The organism is Alterirhizorhabdus solaris, assembly GCF_007785815.1.
GTDB classification, from domain to species: Bacteria; Pseudomonadota; Alphaproteobacteria; order Sphingomonadales; family Sphingomonadaceae; genus Alterirhizorhabdus; species Alterirhizorhabdus solaris.
This window is the reverse complement of the sequence record NZ_VNIM01000012.1, coordinates 25,291-44,984: the sequence shown is the minus strand read 5'-3', so window position 1 is coordinate 44,984 and position 19,694 is coordinate 25,291. Positions and strand designations below refer to the sequence as shown.

At 65.8% G+C, this 19,694-nt stretch carries 14 protein-coding genes and 2 pseudogenes; 7 read left to right on the top strand and 9 right to left on the bottom strand.

Translation table 11 applies throughout. The features are described 5' to 3' along the window. Positions 1–50: 50 nt before the first annotated feature. Positions 51–2,081: an alpha/beta hydrolase domain-containing protein gene (locus FOY91_RS21555; protein ID WP_162527138.1), complete on the bottom strand. Its 2,031-nt coding sequence runs from the start codon at positions 2,079–2,081 to the stop codon at positions 51–53. A 246-nt stretch (positions 2,082–2,327) separates the two neighbouring features. Between FOY91_RS21555 and FOY91_RS04970 the strand changes: the two genes are divergently transcribed. Then, a complete protein-coding gene (locus FOY91_RS04970; protein WP_145148755.1) occupies positions 2,328–4,655 on the top strand; it encodes a TonB-dependent receptor in 2,328 nt (775 codons plus the stop codon). A 110-nt stretch (positions 4,656–4,765) separates the two neighbouring features. On the opposite strand, the gene FOY91_RS04965 is transcribed toward FOY91_RS04970, so the two are convergent. The 4 genes from FOY91_RS04965 to FOY91_RS04950 all read right to left on the bottom strand — a co-directional run bounded on the left by FOY91_RS04965 (position 4,766) and on the right by FOY91_RS04950 (position 8,613). After that, a complete protein-coding gene (locus FOY91_RS04965) occupies positions 4,766–5,521 on the bottom strand; it encodes a tyrosine-protein phosphatase (RefSeq protein ID WP_162527137.1) in 756 nt (251 codons plus the stop codon). 32 nt (positions 5,522–5,553) lie between these two features. Next, positions 5,554–5,928: a VOC family protein gene (locus tag FOY91_RS04960; protein ID WP_145148751.1), complete on the bottom strand. Its 375-nt coding sequence runs from the start codon at positions 5,926–5,928 to the stop codon at positions 5,554–5,556. A 29-nt stretch (positions 5,929–5,957) separates the two neighbouring features. Continuing rightward, the gene (locus tag FOY91_RS04955) at positions 5,958–7,199 is read right to left on the bottom strand and encodes a cytochrome P450 (protein WP_145148749.1); all 1,242 of its coding nucleotides are present in this window, start codon (positions 7,197–7,199) and stop codon (positions 5,958–5,960) included. Positions 7,200–7,374: 175 nt separating this feature from the next. Then, positions 7,375–8,613 carry an MFS transporter gene (locus FOY91_RS04950; RefSeq protein WP_162527136.1) on the bottom strand — a complete coding sequence of 413 codons (1,239 nt, stop codon included), beginning with the start codon at positions 8,611–8,613 and terminating at the stop codon, positions 7,375–7,377. Positions 8,614–8,688: 75 nt separating this feature from the next. Between FOY91_RS04950 and FOY91_RS04945 the strand changes: the two genes are divergently transcribed. After that, on the top strand, positions 8,689–9,552 hold the full coding sequence (locus FOY91_RS04945; RefSeq protein ID WP_145148745.1) for a coniferyl-alcohol dehydrogenase: 864 nt from the start codon (positions 8,689–8,691) through the stop codon (positions 9,550–9,552). A 283-nt stretch (positions 9,553–9,835) separates the two neighbouring features. Next, positions 9,836–10,717, top strand: a complete 882-nt coding sequence (locus tag FOY91_RS04940; protein ID WP_145148743.1) for an LLM class F420-dependent oxidoreductase — start codon at positions 9,836–9,838, stop codon at positions 10,715–10,717. A gap of 279 nt (positions 10,718–10,996) precedes the next feature. On the opposite strand, the gene FOY91_RS04935 is transcribed toward FOY91_RS04940, so the two are convergent. Together FOY91_RS04935 and FOY91_RS04930 are read right to left on the bottom strand one after the other, a co-directional pair. Next, positions 10,997–11,398, bottom strand: coding sequence for a hypothetical protein (locus FOY91_RS04935; protein WP_145148740.1), 402 nt, complete (start codon positions 11,396–11,398; stop codon positions 10,997–10,999). Continuing rightward, positions 11,395–12,279: an SAM-dependent methyltransferase gene (locus tag FOY91_RS04930; RefSeq protein WP_238995256.1), complete on the bottom strand. Its 885-nt coding sequence runs from the start codon at positions 12,277–12,279 to the stop codon at positions 11,395–11,397. The genes FOY91_RS04935 and FOY91_RS04930 overlap by 4 nt, the downstream gene beginning before the upstream one ends. Positions 12,280–14,573: 2,294 nt before the next feature. Between FOY91_RS04930 and FOY91_RS04925 the strand changes: the two genes are divergently transcribed. Continuing rightward, positions 14,574–16,322 carry a MobA/MobL family protein gene (locus FOY91_RS04925; RefSeq protein ID WP_145148738.1) on the top strand — a complete coding sequence of 583 codons (1,749 nt, stop codon included), beginning with the start codon at positions 14,574–14,576 and terminating at the stop codon, positions 16,320–16,322. A gap of 34 nt (positions 16,323–16,356) precedes the next feature. Here FOY91_RS04925 and FOY91_RS22770 read toward each other — a convergent pair. Both FOY91_RS22770 and FOY91_RS04915 read right to left on the bottom strand, forming a co-directional pair. Beyond that, positions 16,357–16,698: pseudogene (locus FOY91_RS22770) on the bottom strand (recombinase family protein); the annotation flags it as partial. Between the two features lie 28 nt (positions 16,699–16,726). Continuing rightward, on the bottom strand, positions 16,727–17,083 hold the full coding sequence (locus FOY91_RS04915) for a recombinase family protein (RefSeq protein WP_162527135.1): 357 nt from the start codon (positions 17,081–17,083) through the stop codon (positions 16,727–16,729). Between the two features lie 49 nt (positions 17,084–17,132). Here FOY91_RS04915 and FOY91_RS22765 point away from each other — a divergent pair. The 3 genes and pseudogenes from FOY91_RS22765 to FOY91_RS04900 form a co-directional block, all read left to right on the top strand. Then, positions 17,133–17,604, top strand: a pseudogene (locus tag FOY91_RS22765) (transposase family protein); the annotation flags it as partial. Between the two features lie 317 nt (positions 17,605–17,921). Next, a complete protein-coding gene (locus tag FOY91_RS04905; protein ID WP_162527134.1) occupies positions 17,922–19,121 on the top strand; it encodes a family 16 glycosylhydrolase in 1,200 nt (399 codons plus the stop codon). Between the two features lie 162 nt (positions 19,122–19,283). Then, positions 19,284–19,631, top strand: a complete 348-nt coding sequence (locus tag FOY91_RS04900) for a hypothetical protein (protein WP_145148728.1) — start codon at positions 19,284–19,286, stop codon at positions 19,629–19,631. Positions 19,632–19,694 lie beyond the last annotated feature (63 nt).

Genomic DNA, 19,694 nt, shown 5'->3' with positions numbered 1-19,694 from the left:
GGAGCGGCCGGTGCGGCATGGCCTGATCGCCCGCCGAGCGGATGCGCGGATCAGTCGCTGTCCGCCAGCCACAGGCGTTCGCGCTTGAGCGCCGCCGTCGCGGCGGCGAGGCGCGCCTTGTAGTCCGCCTCGTCCCGGTAGCGTTCGGCCAGCGGGCGGCGTGGGTCGCCCGCTGCCCGGGCGGCCTCGGCTGTGGCGGCGAACGGCACGAAACTGCCGAACACGAGCGCGATGTCGCCTTCGGCATAGCCCGGCTTGCGGGGGTTCCAGCCGAGATAGGTGCCGCGTGGCACGGCGACGTCGGGCATGCGGATGCCGACGCGGTCGTTGCCGTCGGCATCCGTGACGGGCACCATGATCGTCCAGGCGCGGCGTGGATCGACCGTGGGCGGGACGGTATCGTAATTGGTGGGCGCGACCGGGTTGGCGCGGCCGTAATAGGGCAGGCCGCTGTAGTCGGGAAAGCCGACCGCCGTGCGCGACGCCGGATCGGCGAGGTCGCCCTTCGCGATCGAAGGCCAGCGGCTCGGCGGCGGTTCGGCGGCGCCGGCCACCCAGTCGTCCAGCGCCACCAGCAACGCGCGCACGACGCCGCCGGTCGTGAGCGGGCTGGGCGGCAGCGCGGCGGCGCCCATCGTGATGAACGGCGCGTGCGGCGCGCTTGCGATCATGTAGCCGCGCACGTTGGCGGGAAAGGCGACGTCGTGGCCCGCCCCGTCGCTGCCGACCAGCACGCCACCGGCGTTCCAGAATTCCGAACTGCCGTCGACGTGGACGATCTTCGGGCATGCCTGCCCCGCGCAGCCGGAGAGGATGCCGTCCTTCCGCCCGGTCAGCGGGTCGGTGGCGCTGCCATAGGCGAAGGGGAACTGGTTGCCCGGAACCAGCGGGTCCTCATGCTGGCGGGAGAAGCGGCCCGGCTCGGCCCAGCGGCGGTTGGTGAAGGTCTTGCGCGATCCCGCGATCAGCACGAACGCGCCGTCCAGCACCGGCCGGCCCGCCGTGTCGGCGTTGAACCCCTGCCCGATCATGTCGCGCAGGTAGCGGCCTGATTGCGACACGCCGAAGCCGAGGACCGTATCGACGGTGTCGGTGCGGGTGGCGGCGCAACCCTTCGCAAGCGCGCAGGGGGCGTCGCGCAGGTCGATCAGCGGATTGGCGCCGCCTGCCTCGTCGGCGGCGTCGTGGCGCAGGAAGCTCACCACGTCGCGCGTGGCGGCGAAGCCGAGGCCGGCGACGACCGGATCCTGCGCGGTATAGACGAACTCGTAGATCGCGCCCGCGTCCATGCCGGCGGGGCGGTCGATGCGGACATGCGTCGCATCGAGCAGCCGCCACGCGGTCCGGTCGAGGGTGCGGGGCGGCGTGCCGGCCAGCGCGCGTACCGTCAGCACGCCGTCGCCTTCGGTGCCGGGCGCCACCGGATAGGCCAGCGCCATCGTCGATTGCGTCTCTGGCGTGTCGAACACCGTGACCGCCTGCACCCGGCCGGTGATCGGCCGGCCGCCATCGGTGGCGACGGGCAGGTGCGCGCGCAGCAGCACGGCGGGCTGCGCGGGCAGATCGCCCTGCCAGCCTACCGCGACCAGCGTATAGCCGCGCCGGAAGGCGAAGCCGCTGCCGGCATCGGCCGGCGCGGAGGCGGGCTTGCGTGCATCCGCCCCGCCGCCGAAACCGGGCGGCATCACCCAGACGGGGGCGGTGTTTAGCATGCTGTCGGCCAGCCGGATGCCGCGATTGGGCACCTCGGCGATCATCACCCGGCGGGCGTGGGCCGGGCTCACCGGACGGAAGATCACCACGTCCGCCCAATAGCGCACGTCGCCGGCCGGGGTTCGCGGCGCCTTGTCGAGATCGACGATCCGGCGGTTGGCGGTCGCCTCCGGGGCCACCCGCATATGCGCCCGGGCGCGGATCAGCCGGTAGGGGCCGACCGTACCGAAACTGCGCCCGTCGAAGGCGATGCGGTCCTCGACGACCTCCAGCCGTTCCATGACGGCGGCGGGCCTCGCCCCGGCCGATCCCGCCATGCCCGTCAGCCCGAACGCGAGCCCGGCCGCGATCGTCGCGCGCTTCCTCATCACCGCCCTCTCCCTCTTTATGGCGGCAGCTTGCGGGGTGCGGCGCGGGCGGTCAACGGGAATGCCGTCCGCGCGGGCGATGGCTCCGCGGCGGCGGGCTTGCCGGCAGGCCAGGCTGCTGCGTGGCGGCCACACTCCCCGGCAAAGTCGTGCCGCCACGTCTGCAATGCATCAGCGCCGTTGCGTTTCGCCGGGCCGGCGCGCAACGGGGCAACAGAATAGAAATATGCCTTCTGGGAGGATAGTATGAGAGAGTCCCGTCACCGGCTGCTGCAGCTCGCCCTTCTCGGCGCCGCCTTCGCGCCCGCCCCCGTGCTGGCGCAGAGCGCCGCCAACGTCGCCGGCCCCGATGGCACGGCCGGATCGACGCAGGGCGTGGATGCCGCGCAGGCCGCCGCCGAGCCGGCAGCGACCGTGGTCGCCCCCGCCCCGGCAACGGGCGTCGCCACCGTGGACAGCAGCGAGATCGTGGTGACGGCGCAGCGCCGTTCCGAGCGGCTGCGCGACGTGCCCATCTCGATCACCGCGATCCCGCAGGCCACGCTGGTGGCGGCGGGCATCAACAGCACGGTCGATATCCAGCGCGTCACCCCGGGCGTGCAGCTGCCGTTCTACGGCGGCTTCCTCCAGCCCGCGATCCGCGGCATCTCGTCGGCCGGCGCCGGTCTCGGCGACAGCAGCAACGTGGCGGTGTATGTCGACGGTATCTACCAGCCCTCGCAGTCGGGCCAGCTGATCGACCTGCCGGACGTGCAGCAGATCGAGATCCTGAAGGGGCCGCAGGGCACGCTCTACGGCCAGAACGCGGCCGGTGGCGCCATCATCGTCAACACCGTCACGCCCTCGTTCAACCTCACGGGGCGGGGCAGCGTGAGCTACGGCAACTACGACGACAAGTCGGTACGCGGCTACATCACCGGGCCGCTGGTGGACGACAAGGTGGCGATTTCGGTCGCCGGCGCCTTCCGCGACCGCGACGGCTACAACCGGGATCTGCTGCGCGGCGGGCACGATGGCGGCCTGAATTCCAAGCTGCTGCGCGCCCGCCTGCTGGTGAAGCCGACCGAGACGCTCTCGTTCACCGTCGGCGGCTATTACAGCCGTCGCCGGGATAACGGCATCTATGCCGGCCAGCCGCTCGGCCCCGGCCAGCCCCTCGGCTATGCGCTGGCCGATGCGTCCGGCGTGAGCATTCCCAGGACGACCAAGCCGCACCAGTTCGCCCTCAGCGACGAGCCGTTGACCCGGATCACCACCTACGGCGCCAACCTGCTCGGCAAGCTGGATCTGGATATCGGCACGATCAGCACCGTCACCGCCTTCAGCAAGGTGGACGTGAAGGACATCGCCGACGCCGACTATACCGCCGTCAACCTCGGCACGGTGAGCGACCTGACGATCAAGAACAAGAATTTCGTCCAGGAGGTCAACTTCACCTCCCGCAAGCTGGGCCGCGCGACGGTGTCGTTCGGCGTCTTCTATCTCGCGCTGAAGGAGCGGTACGACCCCAACACGTTCGACGGCTACTCGACCACCGCGATCACCGCGTTCCCGACCGTCGCGACGCCCGCCTATTCGCTGGCGCAATATGGCTTCAACCGGAAGCGCAGCTATGCCGGCTATGTCGAGCTGGGCTACGACCTAACCGATACGCTGAACCTGACGGTGGGTGGCCGCTACAGCTACGAGACGCAGCAGACGGCCAACAACCATCCGGCGCTGTTCGGCCCCAACCGCACCCTGCTCGCCGATCCGCGCGGCAAGGTGGCGTTCAAGCGGTTCACCCCGCGCGCCACGCTCCGCTACGAGATCGATCAGGACCAGAACGTCTATGCGAGCTACTCGCAGGGCTTCAAGAGCGGCTACGTGAACGCAGGCGATTCCCCGATCCCGCCGCTGACAAAACCGGTGCAGCCGGAAAAGGTGTTCGCCTACGAGGTGGGCTACAAGGGGCGGCCGACCCGCGCCGTGGCGATCAACGTCGCGGCTTTCTACTATGATTACAAGGACCTGCAGGTCTACACCTATGCGCCACCGGTGGAGTTCTATCAGAATGCGGCCTCGGCGCGCATCAGGGGCATCGACGGCGACATCACCTTCACGATCACACCCGATCTGACGCTGTCGGCCGGTGCCGCCTATCTGGATGCGAAGTACCGCAAGTTCGAAAGCGCGGTCGCCTATCGGCCGAACGCCTTCGGGTTCGGCTATGACGTGACGGCGGCGGACGCGAGCGGCAACCGGCTGCCGCGTGCGCCGAAGTTCTCGGGGAATGCGGCGATCAACTATGGCGTCGATACGAACGCCGGGCGGATCGCGGCCTTCGTCAATGGGACGTATAATTCCGGCATCAGCTACGATGCCGCCGGCACGGTCCGCCAGCGTCGCTATGCGCTGCTCGATGCGGAGTTGTCGTTCGCGCCGGAGTCGATCAAGGGCCTGCGCCTCGTCGCGTGGGGCAAGAACCTGACGAACCGTGATTATCTGTCGAGCGTGCTGGAAAGCCAGTTCGTGCTTGGCGGCTCGTACAACGATCCGCGGACCTACGGCGTCAGGGCCGAATTCGCCTTCTGACGCTCTAACCCACCGCCTCCGGCCGCCGGCCGGGGGCGGTTCAGACTAGGCGATGAGCGTACAGGAACGGCGGCGGTGGCCGATCCGGGTGGATCGGGGCACGGCCTGCGCTATCCGGGCGTATGCAGCAGGTTGTCCCGCAGGGTGGTGATGTCGTCCGGGGCCAGCCCCAGCGTGTTCAGCAGATAGCCGCGCACGGAGCCGTCGCGTTCGATCAATGTCTCGAACATCGCATCGAGATAGCCGGTCTCGGCCATCAGCAGCGGCGTGACCGTCGCGAGGCGTGCCGGCGACAGTGGCGGCCGGTCGCGGATAGAGGGAGAGGCGAACAGGTCGTACGCGGCGGTCAGCCCATATTCCTCGGTGATGACGTCGCGGGGGACGCCGAGCGCGCCGAGGATCAGCGCCGCCGCGACGCCGGTGCGATCCTTGCCGGCCGCGCAATGGAACAGCAGCGGCGTGCCGCCTTCGACAAGGCCGCGGAACAGACGCCGGTAGGCCTCGCTCAGGGCGTAGGGCAGGGTCCGGTACAGGCCGGTCATCAAACCGCGGCAGTCGTCGGCGGTCATCGCCGGATCGCGCAGCAAAGGGGCGAGGTCCGCGCCGGAGTCGCTATGGTCGCGGCACCAGTAGTCCGCACAGCCCATCGCCTCCCACGGCGTCGGATAGGCCGCGCGCTCGGCATTGTGGCGCAGGTCGATGATCATGCGGATGCCCAGCGCGCGAACGGCGGCCAGCGCCTCCCCCTCCAGGGCGGACAGGGCCGCCGACCGGAAGACCAGGCCGTGGCGCACCGTAGCGCCGTCGGCGGTGCGATAGCCGCCGAGGTCGCGCAGGTTGACGGAGCGGATCAGATCATCGGGCATGGGGCGGCATATATCCCTGTCGATGGACGTGCTCATTCCTGTTCGTAGCTGAAGGCGCACATCTTGTTGCCGGCGGGGTCGCGGACGTATGCCCCGTACAGGCCACCCGCCATTTCGCGCGGCCCCGGCGGTCCTTCGCACGATCCGCCGTTCGCCAGTGCGGCGGCATGGAACGCATCGACGGCGGCCCGGCCGGGGGCGGAGAAGCCGACGGTCCCGCCGTTGGCGTATGTCGCCGGCTCGCCGTTCAGCGGCGTGCGGACGACCACCGCCGGCTTTTCACCACCCCAGATCGAGAAGATGTCGCCATCCATGATCCGCCCGAGGCCCAGTGCGCCCATCGTCGCATCGTAGAAACGGCGTGCTCCGGCGATATCGTCGGTGCCCAGCGTCACGTGGGTCAGCATGGTCGGCCTCTCCGGCTGTGTGTCTGTTCTCAGGCGGGCTGCACGGTGACCGGCAGTTTCGTCCAGCCGATCTGAAATTCCGAGACGGCCCAGTCGCCCGCTTCCGGTTCGATCCGGAAATCGCGGGTGGCCTTCAGGAACTCCTTGAGCATGATCTGCCCTTCCAGCCGGGCGAGGTGGATGCCGATGCAGAAATGCGGGCCGACGCCGAAGCTGAGCATCCGCTTGGCCTTGCGGTTCCAGATGAACTCGTCCGGGTTCTCGAACTCGCGCGGATCACGGTTGGCCGCCGCGATCAGCAGGATCACGCGCTGCCCGGGTTCCACGGTGACGCCCGCCACCTCGACCGGGTTCTTCGCCGTCCGCCCGAACCACTGCGCCGGGGCGTTGTAGCGCAGCATCTCCTCGAACGCGATCGGCGCGTTGGTGTCGATATCGGCGCGGATCGCGGCGAGCTGGTCGGGCCGCTTCTGCAGTTCCAGCAGCCCGCCGGAGAAGACCTTGGGCACCGTCTCCGTCCCGCCCACCAGGATGGCCAGGATGTCGCTGGCGATCTCGTCGTCCGTCTGCGGGCGGCCGATCATGTTGCCGTGAATCAGCGGATCGATCACCCGGCTGGCATCGCCTTCCTCGCGCCGGCGGCGCTGCACCGCTCCCTTGAGGAATTCGATGATCTCGCCGCGCGCGACGATCCCGTCCGCCGTGGGGCCGGGGTTGACCGGATCGCGCGCGACCATGCGGTTGACCAGATCGATGATGGCGCCGCTGTCCTCCACCGGCAGCCCCATCAGGATCGCCGTCGCGCCGACCGAGATGTAGCTGGCGAAATCGCCGTTGAGGTCGAAGCGGCCCCTGGCGATGCACTTGTCCAGCTGATCGCGGATCAGCGTGGTGATCTGCGGCGTCAGCTTGCCGACGTTGCCCTTCATGAACGGGCTGGCGAGCGCCATGCGGAACTGCGAATGGACCGGCGGATCGAGGAAGAGGAACATCGACTTGGGATCGAGCTTCGGCTTGGGCGGATCGCCGCGATGGTGCACCAGCATCTGGCTGCGCGAGAATACCTGCCCCTCGGACTCGGTGAAGTTCTTCGCGTCCATGAAGGCGTTCCGCACATCGTCGTAGCGACTGATGGCGTAGGCGTCGTACTCGGGCATGAAGTAGGCGCGATGCTCCTCGCGCAGCACGGGGTACAGGCTCTGCGGATCGCGCCGTGCCTCGTCCGAATACGGATCGTAGCGAAAGGCGGGCTTCAACTGGGGATCGGTCACGGGTCGTCCTCGAGGCTTGGCCAGTGGCAGGAATGCAATGCTGCCTGCGCGTTATCGCCGTCCATTGCACCCAGTCGCCCCGTTGGTGTCAAGAAAAGGCGAGGCGGTTTGGTGCTGACTGAAGACCCCGGCGCGAGTGCGGGTTATACTCGCCGGTATCGCAGCCGAACGGCCACTACTCGCGCCTGCTTGCCGCCTTCGGCGGAAGTCCTAGGCTGGCAATAAGACCCGCGGCCAGCAGACAGAGCGGAATCGCTCCCATAAGCATCAGGTCGTACGAGCCAGTGCGATCGAAGATCGTACCCGCGATCAGCGGCGCCGATCCGGCCGCAATCGAAAGCCCGCTCATGATCGTCCCGAACAGCAGGCCATAATGGCGGACCCCAAAATAATAGCCGGTAAGGAAGGCCACGGCATCGACCTCGGCACCCAGCGACAGACCCATCACCAGCACCGCCAGAAAAGCGAGCGGCACAGAGCCGGGCATCGCCAGCAGCAACGTCAACGTCACGATTGGCAGTGCCATGGTAACGGCGGAGACGAGGCGCGGGTCGAAGTGGTCGAGGAGATAGCCCGTGGCGATGCGGCCGATTACCGCGGTGATGCCGATGGTCGCGGCGATCCCGGCACCCGTGCCGCGCGGGATGCCGTGCGAGGAGAGGATCGGGATCAGCGATACGATAAGAGAGACCGCAAGCAGTGAGAAGGCCATGGCCGCAATCAGCAGCGAGGTGAAGCGACGGGAGAGGATCGCGTCGCGTACGCGCAATCCGCCGCCCGGGATCGGCGCGGTGACGACACCCCGGCTCAAGTTCCGACGCTCCTTGTCCGATGCGCCTCGGAAACCGAAGAAGATCAAGGGAACACCGATCGCTCCCCAGATCAGCGGCAGGCCGACAAAGGCGCCCCGCCAGCCGTGGTGATCGACCAGCCAGTTGGTGAGCAACGGGGTAAAGATTGATCCGAGGCTCGCCCCGCTCAGTGTTACCGCAAGCGCCAGCCCCCGGCTTTTCTGAAACAGGCTGGCGACGGCGGTGGTCCACACCGCCGGCTTGACGCCGACCCCCAGCAGGGCGAGCAGGAACCACAGCAGCCACCAGGTCCACAGCGATTCCGTGGCCAACGACAGCAGTGCGAAGGCGAGGCAGAAGCCAATGACGCCGGGCACCGCGATCCGCCTAGATCCGAATCGATCCACCGCCGCTCCCATGATCGGTCCGAGCAGTGATCCGGTGATCGTCAGCACCGAAATACCCGATCCGATCGCGGCACGCGACCAGCCAAACTCCTGTTCCAGCGGCTCGGTAAGGCCGCCGGCCGAATAAACGTAAAGAGTGGAAAAGGACATGCCGACGGCAGCGCTAAGGGCCGATGGCCAATGCGCTCGCCATTCGCCTGCCGCTGCCGTGGTCATCCTATGCGTCGTCATGACCATCGGTTACCGAAAGCCGGCCCGGCTCGCCAGAAATAGACGTCGTGTGAGGCGAGATTGCCACATTTTCATTTCGTTAGTCCCGGTTTAACGGCGGACGGGACAAGACCGAATTTTGATAGATGGGACGGAATTGCTGGCATGACTGAGTTCTATCGCGGCAAGCGGGTAGTGGTGACGGGGTGCGCCTCGGGCATCGGCGCGCAGACGGCGCGGGTGCTCGCTGCGCAGGGCGCGCATGTCATCGGGCTGGACCAGCGGCGGGGAGAGGAGGCGACCGCAGGTTTCTTCGAGGTGGACCTCGGCGACCCGGTGGCGGTCGACGCCGTTGCCGAGGCGATCGGCGGCCGGGTGGACGTGCTGTTCAACTGCGCGGGCATGGCGCCGACACAGGCCAAGATGGCGATTCTCAAGGTCAACTATCTTGGTACCCGGCATCTTGCCGAACGGATCGCCGCGCTGATGGGGGCGGGCGGCGCGATCGTTAGCGTCTCGTCCAATGGCGGGTTGCGCTGGCGTACGCGTCGGGCAACGCTGCTCGATCTCGTGGCGCAAGCGAGTTTCGCTGATGGGATGAGCTGGTTGAAGCGACATGAGGGCGAGATCGTCAATGGCTACGCCTTCGCCAAGGAGGCGCTGACGGTGTGGACGCTGCATGAATCGGCCCGGTTCATCAAGCGTGGTATCCGCCTCAACTGCACTAGCCCCGGCGCGGTGCAGACGCCGATGCTAAGCGAGATTGAGGAGAAGATACCCGCTGCCGCAATCGACGGCGCGACGGACCCAATCGGTCGCCGCTCCGAGGCCGAGGAGCAGGTCGGGCCTCTGTTATTCCTTGGCAGTGACGCTGCATCCTATGTGAACGGCGTCGATCTTTCGGTCGATGGCGGTTATTCGGCCATCGTCGCATTACGTGAATAAGGTTAGGTACGTCGGTAGCGCGCTTCTCCTTGACCAGTGCAGACCGAACAGGATCCTCGCATGGGACATGTCAATTGCGGCGCTAGCGGACACGTACCAGCGCCGCCCCGGCCGCCCCGACAAGGCGGCAGACCAGATCGTCTATCTGGTGTCGGATCGCGCCAGCTTTATCTCCGTCGCCTGCATTGTGATCGGTCGGGCCGCAAGCACGTAGGCGATCCGGTAGGGATTGACAGATATTCATCATCTCCTGACAACTTAGGATTAGACCATGCCAGTCGATATGTCGAAATTCGGAATCAATGCCCCCAGCCTTTCAATCACCCCGTCGGCGGAAACTGAATGGGCTTATAATCTTCCGTTCAAGGAAGTCGGCGAAATCGTCAAGGCCGCTGACCGACTGGGGTACGACCATGTCGCCTGCGCCGAGCATATCGGCGTACCGGCCGGCGAAGCGCAGCGGCGCGGCGTTCGGTATTACGATCCGCTCGCGACCTTCGGCTATTTCGCCGCGATCACGACCAGCATCCGCTTCACGACGGCGGTGCTGGTGCTCGGCTACCATCATCCGCTTGAGATCGCCAAGCGCTACGGCACGCTTGACACAGTCAGCGGCGGCCGGGTTGTCCTTGGCCTTGGCGTCGGTACGCTGAAGGAGGAGTTCGATCTGCTCGGCCTCGGCGGCGCGGAGTTCACCGAGCGCGGCGCGCGCGGGGACGATGCACTGCGCGCACTGCGTGCGTCGCTCGGCAAGCGGGATCCGGAGTATCACGGCCCTTATTACGACTTTAGCGGCCTCACCATCGATCCCTGCGCGGTGCAGAGCCATGTGCCGCTGTGGATCGGCGGCCGCACGACGCGATCGATACGGCGCGCCGTGGAACTGGGCGACGGCTGGATGCCGTTCGGCCTCACCACCGAGGAAATGGGGGCGATGATCGCAGCCGCAAAGCAAACAGCGGCTTGGCAGGAGCGGGAACGGCCGCTCGATATCGTCCTGCCGCCCAGGGGCCGGGTCGATCCGGTCGGACGGCCGGAAGAAGCGACCGAGGTCATCCGCGGACTTTTCGCGGTGGGCGCGACTAAGCTGACGCTGAGTTTCACCGCAACCTCGACCAGCCATTATATGGAGCAGCTCGAAGGCCTCGGCGCACTCGATATCTGACGATGGCCGGCGGGTGTTTTGGCGATGGCCCTCGTGACCCTGCTAGGGCACCCGTCGATATCACCCCCGCCGGCGGGCCGCTTTTCCCCCACTCGGGCGTCTTCGCGCAGCATGATAATGCTTTCCGACGATCTGACGCGCGGCGACGGCTTGAGCGCGTCTGCATCGCGCTCGAAGGGAAAAGACGGCACCGATTTCACGTCTGAACCTGCCGCCCGCCAGCCAATCGGCGATCCGCTCGATATCGTGCGGCTGAGTCGCCTTGGTTCGGCTCTCGCCCTAGGCCACGGATTTGGTATTACGCAACCAGATGCGGATTGAGGCGTCCGCGAGAAGATCGTCGACGTCGGCGGGTTCGGCGTCGAGGCCGAGCGACAGGCCGTGGAGGAGGAGGGCCCGTCCGAAGTGGGGACGCTCCATGCAGGCGGTGATCGCCGGGCGGCCGCCGAAGAGCCTGCGCGGAGCGAGCATCCAGGCGGCGGCGTCGTGTGCGATGCCGTCCCGCGCGAACCGTGCGCCGGTTTCCGCAGCGATGATCGCGAGGCGCTGGAGGCGCCTCGCCGACGTGATCAGGAGCGCGTCGTCGGGGCTGTCGTCCTCCAGCGGATCGCAGAGCGGGAACGCCGCGTCGGGGGCGGCATCGATCCGGAAGGCCTCCGTCTCGAAGGCGGCTTTCCTCATTCCGCTGCTCGCAGATCGATCCACTCACGGTACAGCAAAACGATCTCCGACTTGGCAAGGCTGGGATTGCCTGCGACGTCGCCAGTGAAACGGCGGAAATCGAGCCGCGCCATCACCCTCTCGACTTTACCACGAATGAAATAGGTGGAGGACGGACTGCGGCTGAGATCGTGATGCACTCGCCCGGCTTGTGCGCCGACACGCTGGATGGCGAAATCGGCCTTGTCGAAGGTAGTGAACTCGAAGTCCGGGTGCTTTGTCTCCACGAGGCGTAAGCGGCGAGGCTCGTCGCCACGCACCCAAATCTGGAACATGGCGGGCACGTGGAATGCCTTACCGTCTGACAGGAAGGCGTTATCGGGCACTGCCTCTTCGAAGACTTTTTGGAATGCGGGATCGAGGCGGTTCTCGATCGAGGCTTTCCGGAACGAACGGGGCACGATCAGGGCAACCACGTCCGATTGACGAGCTCCATGGTTGAAGAAGCGCACGGCCATGCTCGCATTCTTGCCGAAGGGTGGATTACCGATGATGGCGACCGGCCGGCCACCACTTTCTATTTCGACCTTGAGGAAGTCAGCGGGGATAATCCCGGCGTATTTGGGATCGAGATCGTACCCGATGCTCCCATGAGGCAGCAGTTTCAGGAACGATCCCGTTCCTGCGCTCGGTTCGACCATGAGATACAGACCGTCGTTGAAGTGCTGCTGGAACTTACGATAAAAATATGCGGCTACCTCATCTTTCGTGTAATACTGGTCGAGGTTGGAGCTTGGGATGGGGGTGGGTGCGCGTTTAGCCCCGCGCTTACTGCCGAGAGTCTGCTTGCTTCCGTTTGCGCGGCTATTAGGGGCGCGCTTGCTGTTCTTATGGTTACTCATCTCACACTCCGGCGAGGCCGGCGGGACGCCGGCACTCAGCCGGACTTTTGAGAAGGCTCCGATCTGTTGGATTGGGTAACCCAGAATTTTATCGGTCGCGTTCAAGGATAGTTGTAGCCGCGACCAGGAGCGGGCGCGCACAGCCGCTACGGATTGAGCCTTTCTCGATGATCTGCGACTACGGAGGCATCGCTGTGCTAACGGCCGAGGAGGCCTCGGAGAAACTGATCAGCGTCGTCCACGCCAGGCGATGCGCGGTCCCATAAGATGCCCTGCACAGACCGCCGAAAGTGCCGACCGTTTTTGTCGTGAAGCTGTACAGCGCGCGGCGTGCTCGGGTGGGTGGCACCGCGACATAGCCCAAGTTCGCCGGGGCGGGCGCAATGCCGTTGGACATCGCCGCCGAATCCATCGGCATCGTGGATCACGAACACGGCGTAGCCCAATTGAGCGGCACGAGGCCCGAGCAGTTGCCGTGAGTGGCGCGCTCGTCGTCTTGAAAGATCGGGGATCCGGGGTTTTCACGGGTCGATGTAACGACCTCGATCCCGAGCTTGATGTCCGACAGACGTCGGCCTTCTGTTGCGTCAAGCTATCGTGCCGGGCTTGGGTGGGCGCGCGCTCGCATGTGCCACTCATCGGTTCGGCGGCTTCTCGCCGCGGCCCGGCGGGTGCCGGGCGATCCCGCTGGCGAGGTGCTTGATCGCGACGGACATTGGCGGAACCTGCGGCTGAAAGCGGCCAGGGAAATCTCCTCTGCGCGCGATCTGGACGGGGTGCGGCACTCGCCCCGATGCTGCGCGGAAATCCGTTGAGCGAGGCGAGGGGGGCTCGGCATTTCGACGTCGCATCGTTCGTCACCGTCATGGGTTAGCCAGTGATCTCCAATACCGTTCGCCCCGCTGCGGCGATCATGCGTGTCACCTTTGCCGGATCCGGGTCGGCACCTTCCATTTCTTCCCCACGAGCGGTGCCGTCCGCATGCCCGCCGATAAGTGATCTCTCGACCCTGCCCAGATGCGGTATCGAGCATTGCGGGGCCCCTGGCGCGCTGCTTGATACCGTGGTCGCTGCGTAGTCGAGGCGGTTGCCCGTCGCCTGCTCGCCGGCTTCATCCATGAGTTGGAAACATCGACGATGTGGCAGCATCCGGAGAGACGACTGGGCATGATCCGTGAGCCTCATCGGTGCCTCCGAACCCGCGATGGGGTCCAGCGTAATCTACCGGGGCGGGCGGTATTTCTATGACGGCAGTCAACGGTTGCTCGGTGGAGTCCGACGCCATTTTACAAGACATTGCTGCCACTGTCGAACGAGGATGAGGACGCCGCTACCGGAGAGGCATGAGAAGCTCTGGCCGCGCTCTGATCGCTCTTCCAGGAGGCTGAAAATGACGGTTTTCGGCACGGGCTTGGCTCGGCCGAGAGACGCGCCGAAGATGTCGAGTTCACCGACGCGACCGCGTTGCCGATGATCGCCGGCAAGGTGGATTCGCTTGCTCTTGTCGCCGGCTGTAGATGGCCGAGATCGGCGGACACGCACCTTTCCGATCGCTGTTCATCGGTCTTGATGCGTTCGATGAATAGACGCTCTGCTGGCGTGCCCGGCTTGCCGACGAAGGCCTGAGCCGGACGGGCGCCACGCCACGATGTGGGCGGTGAACTCGGCCTTCGCGCCAGCAGTGGATCATCGGGATAGTGGCCCCCTCGAGGATCAACCAACGCTCGCCCTCTACGCCAAGTCGCCGCAGGCGCGTGAGTGGTTGACGGCCACCTTCTGTGGCGGTTGAACTGCGACCGCAGAACGGGAATCCTGCCGTGCCAGACTGAACAAACGCAAGGGTGTATAGATGCCGGGGAAGCGTCTGGACGGCTGCGTTATGGCCCATCGTCATGATCGCCAGCGCACCCTGCGGAGTTCGCTGCCGGGCCACCTCGTGTGGAGGATCGCCATACCTCGTGGCCGTCATCCGGATGGCCCAGCGAGTAACGATCCCCGCCGTGCGGTAGTGAGAATCCCGACGAGTTCGCGCAAGTCATTGCTGGTTGCTAGACGTTCCTCAACACGTCGCCGCCGGATGTCGCAACAGGCCTGCACGGAGTGCGCCGGGCACCCTCCGCCGATCACTTTCGAACAGGAAATGATCGATCAGGTCGGTTTGCGGCGCAGAGGGCCGGTCGTCGACCCGGCCACGAAGGTGATCGTCGGGCCTGTTTTTGCCCTATCGACGATCATGGGCCGCGCTGGTGCTGCGGGGTCCTCCGGCTTTGCCTCCGGAAGGCGAGGAATAGTTGGTGGACAAGGGCAAAATCGACCGTCGCTATCTTCTCGGAAGGGTTCGTCTCGATCACACTACCCGCGAACCCAAGATCCCGAGGCATAGCGTGTCGATCTCTCTGTCCATCACCCAGCTATCGTCGGCAATTCGCGAGATGATCGACCGGAAAGAGCTCGAAGAACTGGTCGGCATGGCCGGATACGGGCGCAGGAAAAAGGAGCGGGATCTCGCGACGGAGGGAAAGGGGGGGCAGGGCCGTCATCCCCGCCGGATCGACCTGCGAGTGCCGGCACCCCCACCAGGCCGTCAGGTTTCCGGTTCCGGCGCGACCAGCGCCCACTGTCAGGTAACCAACGTCCCGAAGACCCGGGGTAACGGCCGCAAGGCATCGGGCGGCGCCCCCTCGCGACGCAACGGCAGCACCGGCGGCGCACCCGGTAACGCCGCCGCGCCGCGCTCCGGCAATGGCGTCGGCGCACCGGGCAATCCAGCGTCCAAGGGCGCCGATCGCGCCACCGATTTCGATCGATACGCATCGAATGAAGCGTCGATGGAGCAGGTGGAAGCGGCGGACTTCGATCGCTATGTCGTCGGTGCGGAAGGCACCGACGAGCAACTCGGCAGGCTGTCCTCCACCCATTGCCTGGCGTCTTCGATATCGCTGGTGGCGGCCGAGCGGGATGTCTTCTGGAAGGCCGTCTGGGCACATGAGCGGACGCCCGGTCTCGACCGGATCGAGTTGTTCCCCGAGCGCGGCGACCCGGCTGACTGGCGGGCATTGTCGCTTGAAGAGAACATCCCGAAGACGATTGCGGAAGCCGCTGCCGAGATAGCTGAACGCCGTGCCGCCACGAGCAAAGCGGCATCGGCCACGAAGCGTCAGAAGCCGCTGGTCTTCACGCTCGAAACAGACCGGGATCGAGCATGGGCAGCGACGCTGAAGCAGCGTTTTGGCAAGACGCGGAATGAGCGCATGGTCCACCATGTCGAACCACGCGCCGGACGTGCCCAGCAGCGTCTGGTCCTCGAGCTGCCGGCCGAGTTCGATGCAGCGAAACGGCATCGCGCCCTGCGTAAGGTGGCAGCCGAGTTCGACCGTCTCGGGGTGATGTACACGGCCGTGATCCACGAGCCCGATCCACTGTCGGACAGGCGCAACTACCACATCCATGTCCTTTATTATGAGCGGCGCTGTGCCCGCGTCGGCGAGACGGAAACATGGGATATAGCGCTCAGCGCGAAAGAGCGGCGCGAGCAGGGCGTGAAGCTGGCGCCGAAGCTCCGGCCGGGAGACATTGCAGCGTCCCTCGCGAAGGAGGCCGGTGAAGATTATAGTGCCAAACCGTTCTTCGATCAGCGGGCCGCCGACGACATGATGGCGTTGCGTTCGTGGTTCTTCGGCATGTGCAACGAGCAGCTGACGGAGCGCAGGCTGGACCCACGCAGCTACGCGGAAATGGGGATCAGGCGGGCGCCGGCAGAGCATCTCGGATCTGCGAAGATGCGGCTGGTTCGTGCAGGTGTCATGGTGGATGCCGACATCGAGAACGCACTGAAAGGCTGGGCCGAACGGCTCGCCGAGCTGGAGCGGGAATCTGCCGCGAGGCGATCGGTACATAACGCATTCGCCGCACATCATCTGGCCGTCTGCGCCCAGCCCGCAGCGGCGCTCGCGCAGCAGCGCGACTGGCTTTTGACCGATATCGAGAATTACCGGCGTCACGTCGAGGAGTCCGAACGTCATCGCGCGTTTTCACCGACGTGATGGTGACTGCTTCCGCGTTCATCGTCCCCTTCATGCCGATGAGCATCGTGCTGATTTCGCCCTCGTTGCGCGTGATGATGCGGATTCCGCGAAACCGCAGGCGCTCGTGCAGGGCGGCGATGTCGGCCTGGCCGCGCGACAGGCGGTCCATCGCATCGGCGAACACGACATCGACATCGCCCGCCTTGATGCGTTGGAGCAATGCCTGCATCCCGGGACGGTGCATCGTCGTGCCCGACTGCGCCGAGTCCGTGTAGACGGCGACCTCGCTCCAGCCACGGCGGGCGAGCTTCCGGCGGCACTCGTCGAGCTGAACTTCGATCGAGAGTTCGTCCTGCTTGTCCGTCGAGTACCGCGCATAAAGAACGCACCGCATCCTGTTTCCTCCAATCTGTCCGTTCCGTTCAGACTTTCGAACCTGGCCCTTCCTTCATGATGACGGCCCGATCGAGCGCGACGAGCGCGATCTGCCGGTGAGATACAAGACGATCGATCGTGGGAAAATCAGCCGGGGAGCGCGAGAGCCGATTGAGGGAGGCGCAGACGATATAGGCGACCTGTCCTTCAAGGCATTCCTTCATCATCGCGTTGAAGCCCTCACGCGCGAAGGCGTTCGATCCCGTGACGACATCTGAATATACGAGAGTCTCGATCTCTCCGTTGCTTTCGGCGATACGGGCAGGACGGTGCGAGCCCCGGAAGATCGGCAGAGGCACGTCGGAGGCATCGACCGGAGCGAAATGAAGCCGCACAGTTGCCATGCGCGACGATCTCGAATGGTGGCCCGACATGGCGGCGGCCAACAGCTAGGTGAAAACAACGGACAGCGGCGGTCCACTCGGCTTCGGTTTCACCAAGAAGATCCTCGGCTTTAAGCGGCACGTCATGATAGGCACGGATGATCGGGCGCTTGGCCTGCTCATCCGCCCCGCCGGTGTGCAGGATCGTGACGGCGCCGTGCCGCTGCTCAAGGCGTCGCGTTCGCGCCACCCGTTCGTCGCCAACACCACCAGTATAGACATCCAGATCGGCCGCAAGATGCTGGCCAGTCCGGTTTCGTCGTCCACCCGCGTCGCCGGGCGGAGCCTGCCAAGACGGTTCCGCGTGCGCAGCACGTGGAAGGCGGGTGCGGGAAGGGGGCGAGCGCGAGCGCACCTTTGCCTGGCTTGGCCCAAACCGCCGGCCCGCCAGGAACTTCGTGGCGACGATCACCTCGGCGACGGCCTTGCTTTACGCCGCCTCCGCCACGCTCCTCAAACGGCGGCTGGCACGCTCAGGATGAATTCCGACACAGCTTTTGAGACTCGCTGACTTCTCGACCGAGTGCATGAAACGAGAAACGGCACGATAACCGATACGCCCTCTCAGCGTGACGTCGCGGGACAGCCCGGTGGGGGTGGAGCCGGCCGGCTTCTGCGGCATGCCGGTGACGAAGGCGTTCGTGGCGGTTGCGGCAGCACTCATTCAGACGCCGACAACGCCGATCCGGCAGAAAACAGCGATGCCACCGCGGGTTATCTCGACAAGGCGTGCGCGGAGCAGCCCCGCATGCGGCGGCGTCTATATCCTTCGTGCCGCCGTTCGGGCAATATTTACGATATGGTGATCCCGAACCCCGCCGAGGCGAAAGCCGCTACCGCCCTCCTGGTCGCCTTTCTGGGCGGCAGCCCCGCGACGCCGCCGCCCGCCGCCCGCCCCGACATTTCGCCGCTGGCGGTGAAACCGACGCTCGTGATCCCGGATACCGTCGTGCTGCCCGGAGAGCGGATCGCCCACGTGCGCGTGCAGTTGTCGAAGCCTGCCCGGCGGCCCCTGACGTGGCGCTGCACCACCACCAACGGTTCGGCCTACGCGCCGGCTTTCTACTCGCAGACGGTCACGACGGTGATTTTCCAGCCTGGCGAGACGGTGCAGGTCATCGACGTTCCCATTCTCCGCGACCTGACCGGCAAGGACTTCAAACTCTCCTGCCCGTGGACGCTCGTTCATCCGCCGGTGCCGAGCGACACCGTGGGGGTAATCCGGGGCGCTAGGACCCGCGCCCCGCTGCCGGCGATACCGAAGCCGAGCTATCCGGCGGTGGCGCGCGAGAAAGGCCGCAAGCTGGCCTTCTCCTCAACCTTCATGGAGCCGATCGTGCCGGATGTGCGGCCGGGTACGTGGCGGTCGCGCTTCGGCTGGGGTCGGGTGCAGACGGGCAACAAGGAGATCGCCCCCTACACCGACGCGACCACCGACCCCGGCGTCACCCCGCACCCGATCGTCGACGGCAAGCGCGTGCTGCGCGCCGAGCACGTGGCGACGAAGGACGACGGCAAGGAGTACGCCTTCTCGGCGTCGCTGATCGACAGCGCCAGTCTGTTCACGTTCCAGTACGGCTACGTCGAGGCCCGGGTGAAGTTCGCCCGTGCGCAGGGGACCGTCGCTGCCTTCTGGCTGCTCCCGGCCAGCGGCAAATGGCCGCCGGAGATCGACATCTTCGAAACCGGTCTGGGCGACCGCCCGGCCTTCGCCAGCTCCATCCGGTTCGCGAAAGACAGCTACGGCACCGCAGACAGCGCCATGGTGCTGCCTGGGGTAGAGGATGGACGATGGCACGTGATCGGCTTCGACTGGACGCGCGACTGGCAGGTGACCTTCATCGACGGCGTCGAGGTTTCGCGCCGGCCCAACCTCTTCAACGAACCGATGAAGATCATCTTCGATGTGTCGGTAGGCGGCCTCGGCCCCGATCCGGTCGACCCAGGCCCGGGGTGGAAGAGCGAACTGGCGCTCGATTATCTGAAGGTGTGGCGGTGATGTGCTGGTCGCGATCTCCCGTAAGCCGGCCTCTCCACCGTTCGCGACGGGCTTCCTTATGGCCACATGAACGTAAATAATCGCTTCGGTTCATGTAACATATGTGAGGGTCGGGTGTTCGGAACGCGCGTCTCGGCGCAACCGACACAGGAGGACCACTTGATGAAGACCTATCTCACCGCCGCCATGGCACTCGCCGTGCTCGTGACGCCGACCCTCGCATCCGCGCAGGAGCCCCGGACCGTGACGAGCGCTGAAAAGCAGCGACTGATCGCCGAAGCGCAGGAGCACAACCGCGCCCTGGCCGAGCGCGAGAAGACATTCTACGCAAGCCAGCAGCGGCTTCAGCAGCAGTTGAAGGAAGCTCGCGCTTCGGGCGACAATACCCGCTATGCCGAACTGCAGAAGCAGGCCCAGGAAAACGACCAGCAGAGAGAGCGTCAGCGGGCTGCAAATGCCGAATACCAGCAGCACATCAAGAACGTCTATGCGCTGAAGACCAAGGACTGACACGTCACCCCGGCCGGAGATTGTCTCCGGCCGGGATCCTAAGCCTATATATAGCTGGGCGTC

What these genes read in the sequence shown, in the direction of transcription:
- FOY91_RS04900 (WP_145148728.1), top strand. Translation starts at nt 19,284, where the DNA reads ATGAAGACCTATCTCACCGCCGCCATGGCACTCGCCGTGCTCGTGACG.
- FOY91_RS04940 (WP_145148743.1), top strand. Translation starts at nt 9,836, where the DNA reads ATGTCGAAATTCGGAATCAATGCCCCCAGCCTTTCAATCACCCCGTCG.
- FOY91_RS04935 (WP_145148740.1), bottom strand. Translation starts at nt 11,398, where the DNA reads ATGAGGAAAGCCGCCTTCGAGACGGAGGCCTTCCGGATCGATGCCGCC.
- FOY91_RS21555 (WP_162527138.1), bottom strand. Translation starts at nt 2,081, where the DNA reads ATGAGGAAGCGCGCGACGATCGCGGCCGGGCTCGCGTTCGGGCTGACG.
- FOY91_RS04930 (WP_238995256.1), bottom strand. Translation starts at nt 12,279, where the DNA reads ATGAGTAACCATAAGAACAGCAAGCGCGCCCCTAATAGCCGCGCAAAC.
- FOY91_RS04960 (WP_145148751.1), bottom strand. Translation starts at nt 5,928, where the DNA reads ATGCTGACCCACGTGACGCTGGGCACCGACGATATCGCCGGAGCACGC.
- FOY91_RS04915 (WP_162527135.1), bottom strand. Translation starts at nt 17,083, where the DNA reads ATGGCAACTGTGCGGCTTCATTTCGCTCCGGTCGATGCCTCCGACGTG.
- FOY91_RS04965 (WP_162527137.1), bottom strand. Translation starts at nt 5,521, where the DNA reads ATGCCCGATGATCTGATCCGCTCCGTCAACCTGCGCGACCTCGGCGGC.
- FOY91_RS04905 (WP_162527134.1), top strand. Translation starts at nt 17,922, where the DNA reads ATGGTGATCCCGAACCCCGCCGAGGCGAAAGCCGCTACCGCCCTCCTG.
- FOY91_RS04970 (WP_145148755.1), top strand. Translation starts at nt 2,328, where the DNA reads ATGAGAGAGTCCCGTCACCGGCTGCTGCAGCTCGCCCTTCTCGGCGCC.
- FOY91_RS04950 (WP_162527136.1), bottom strand. Translation starts at nt 8,613, where the DNA reads ATGACCACGGCAGCGGCAGGCGAATGGCGAGCGCATTGGCCATCGGCC.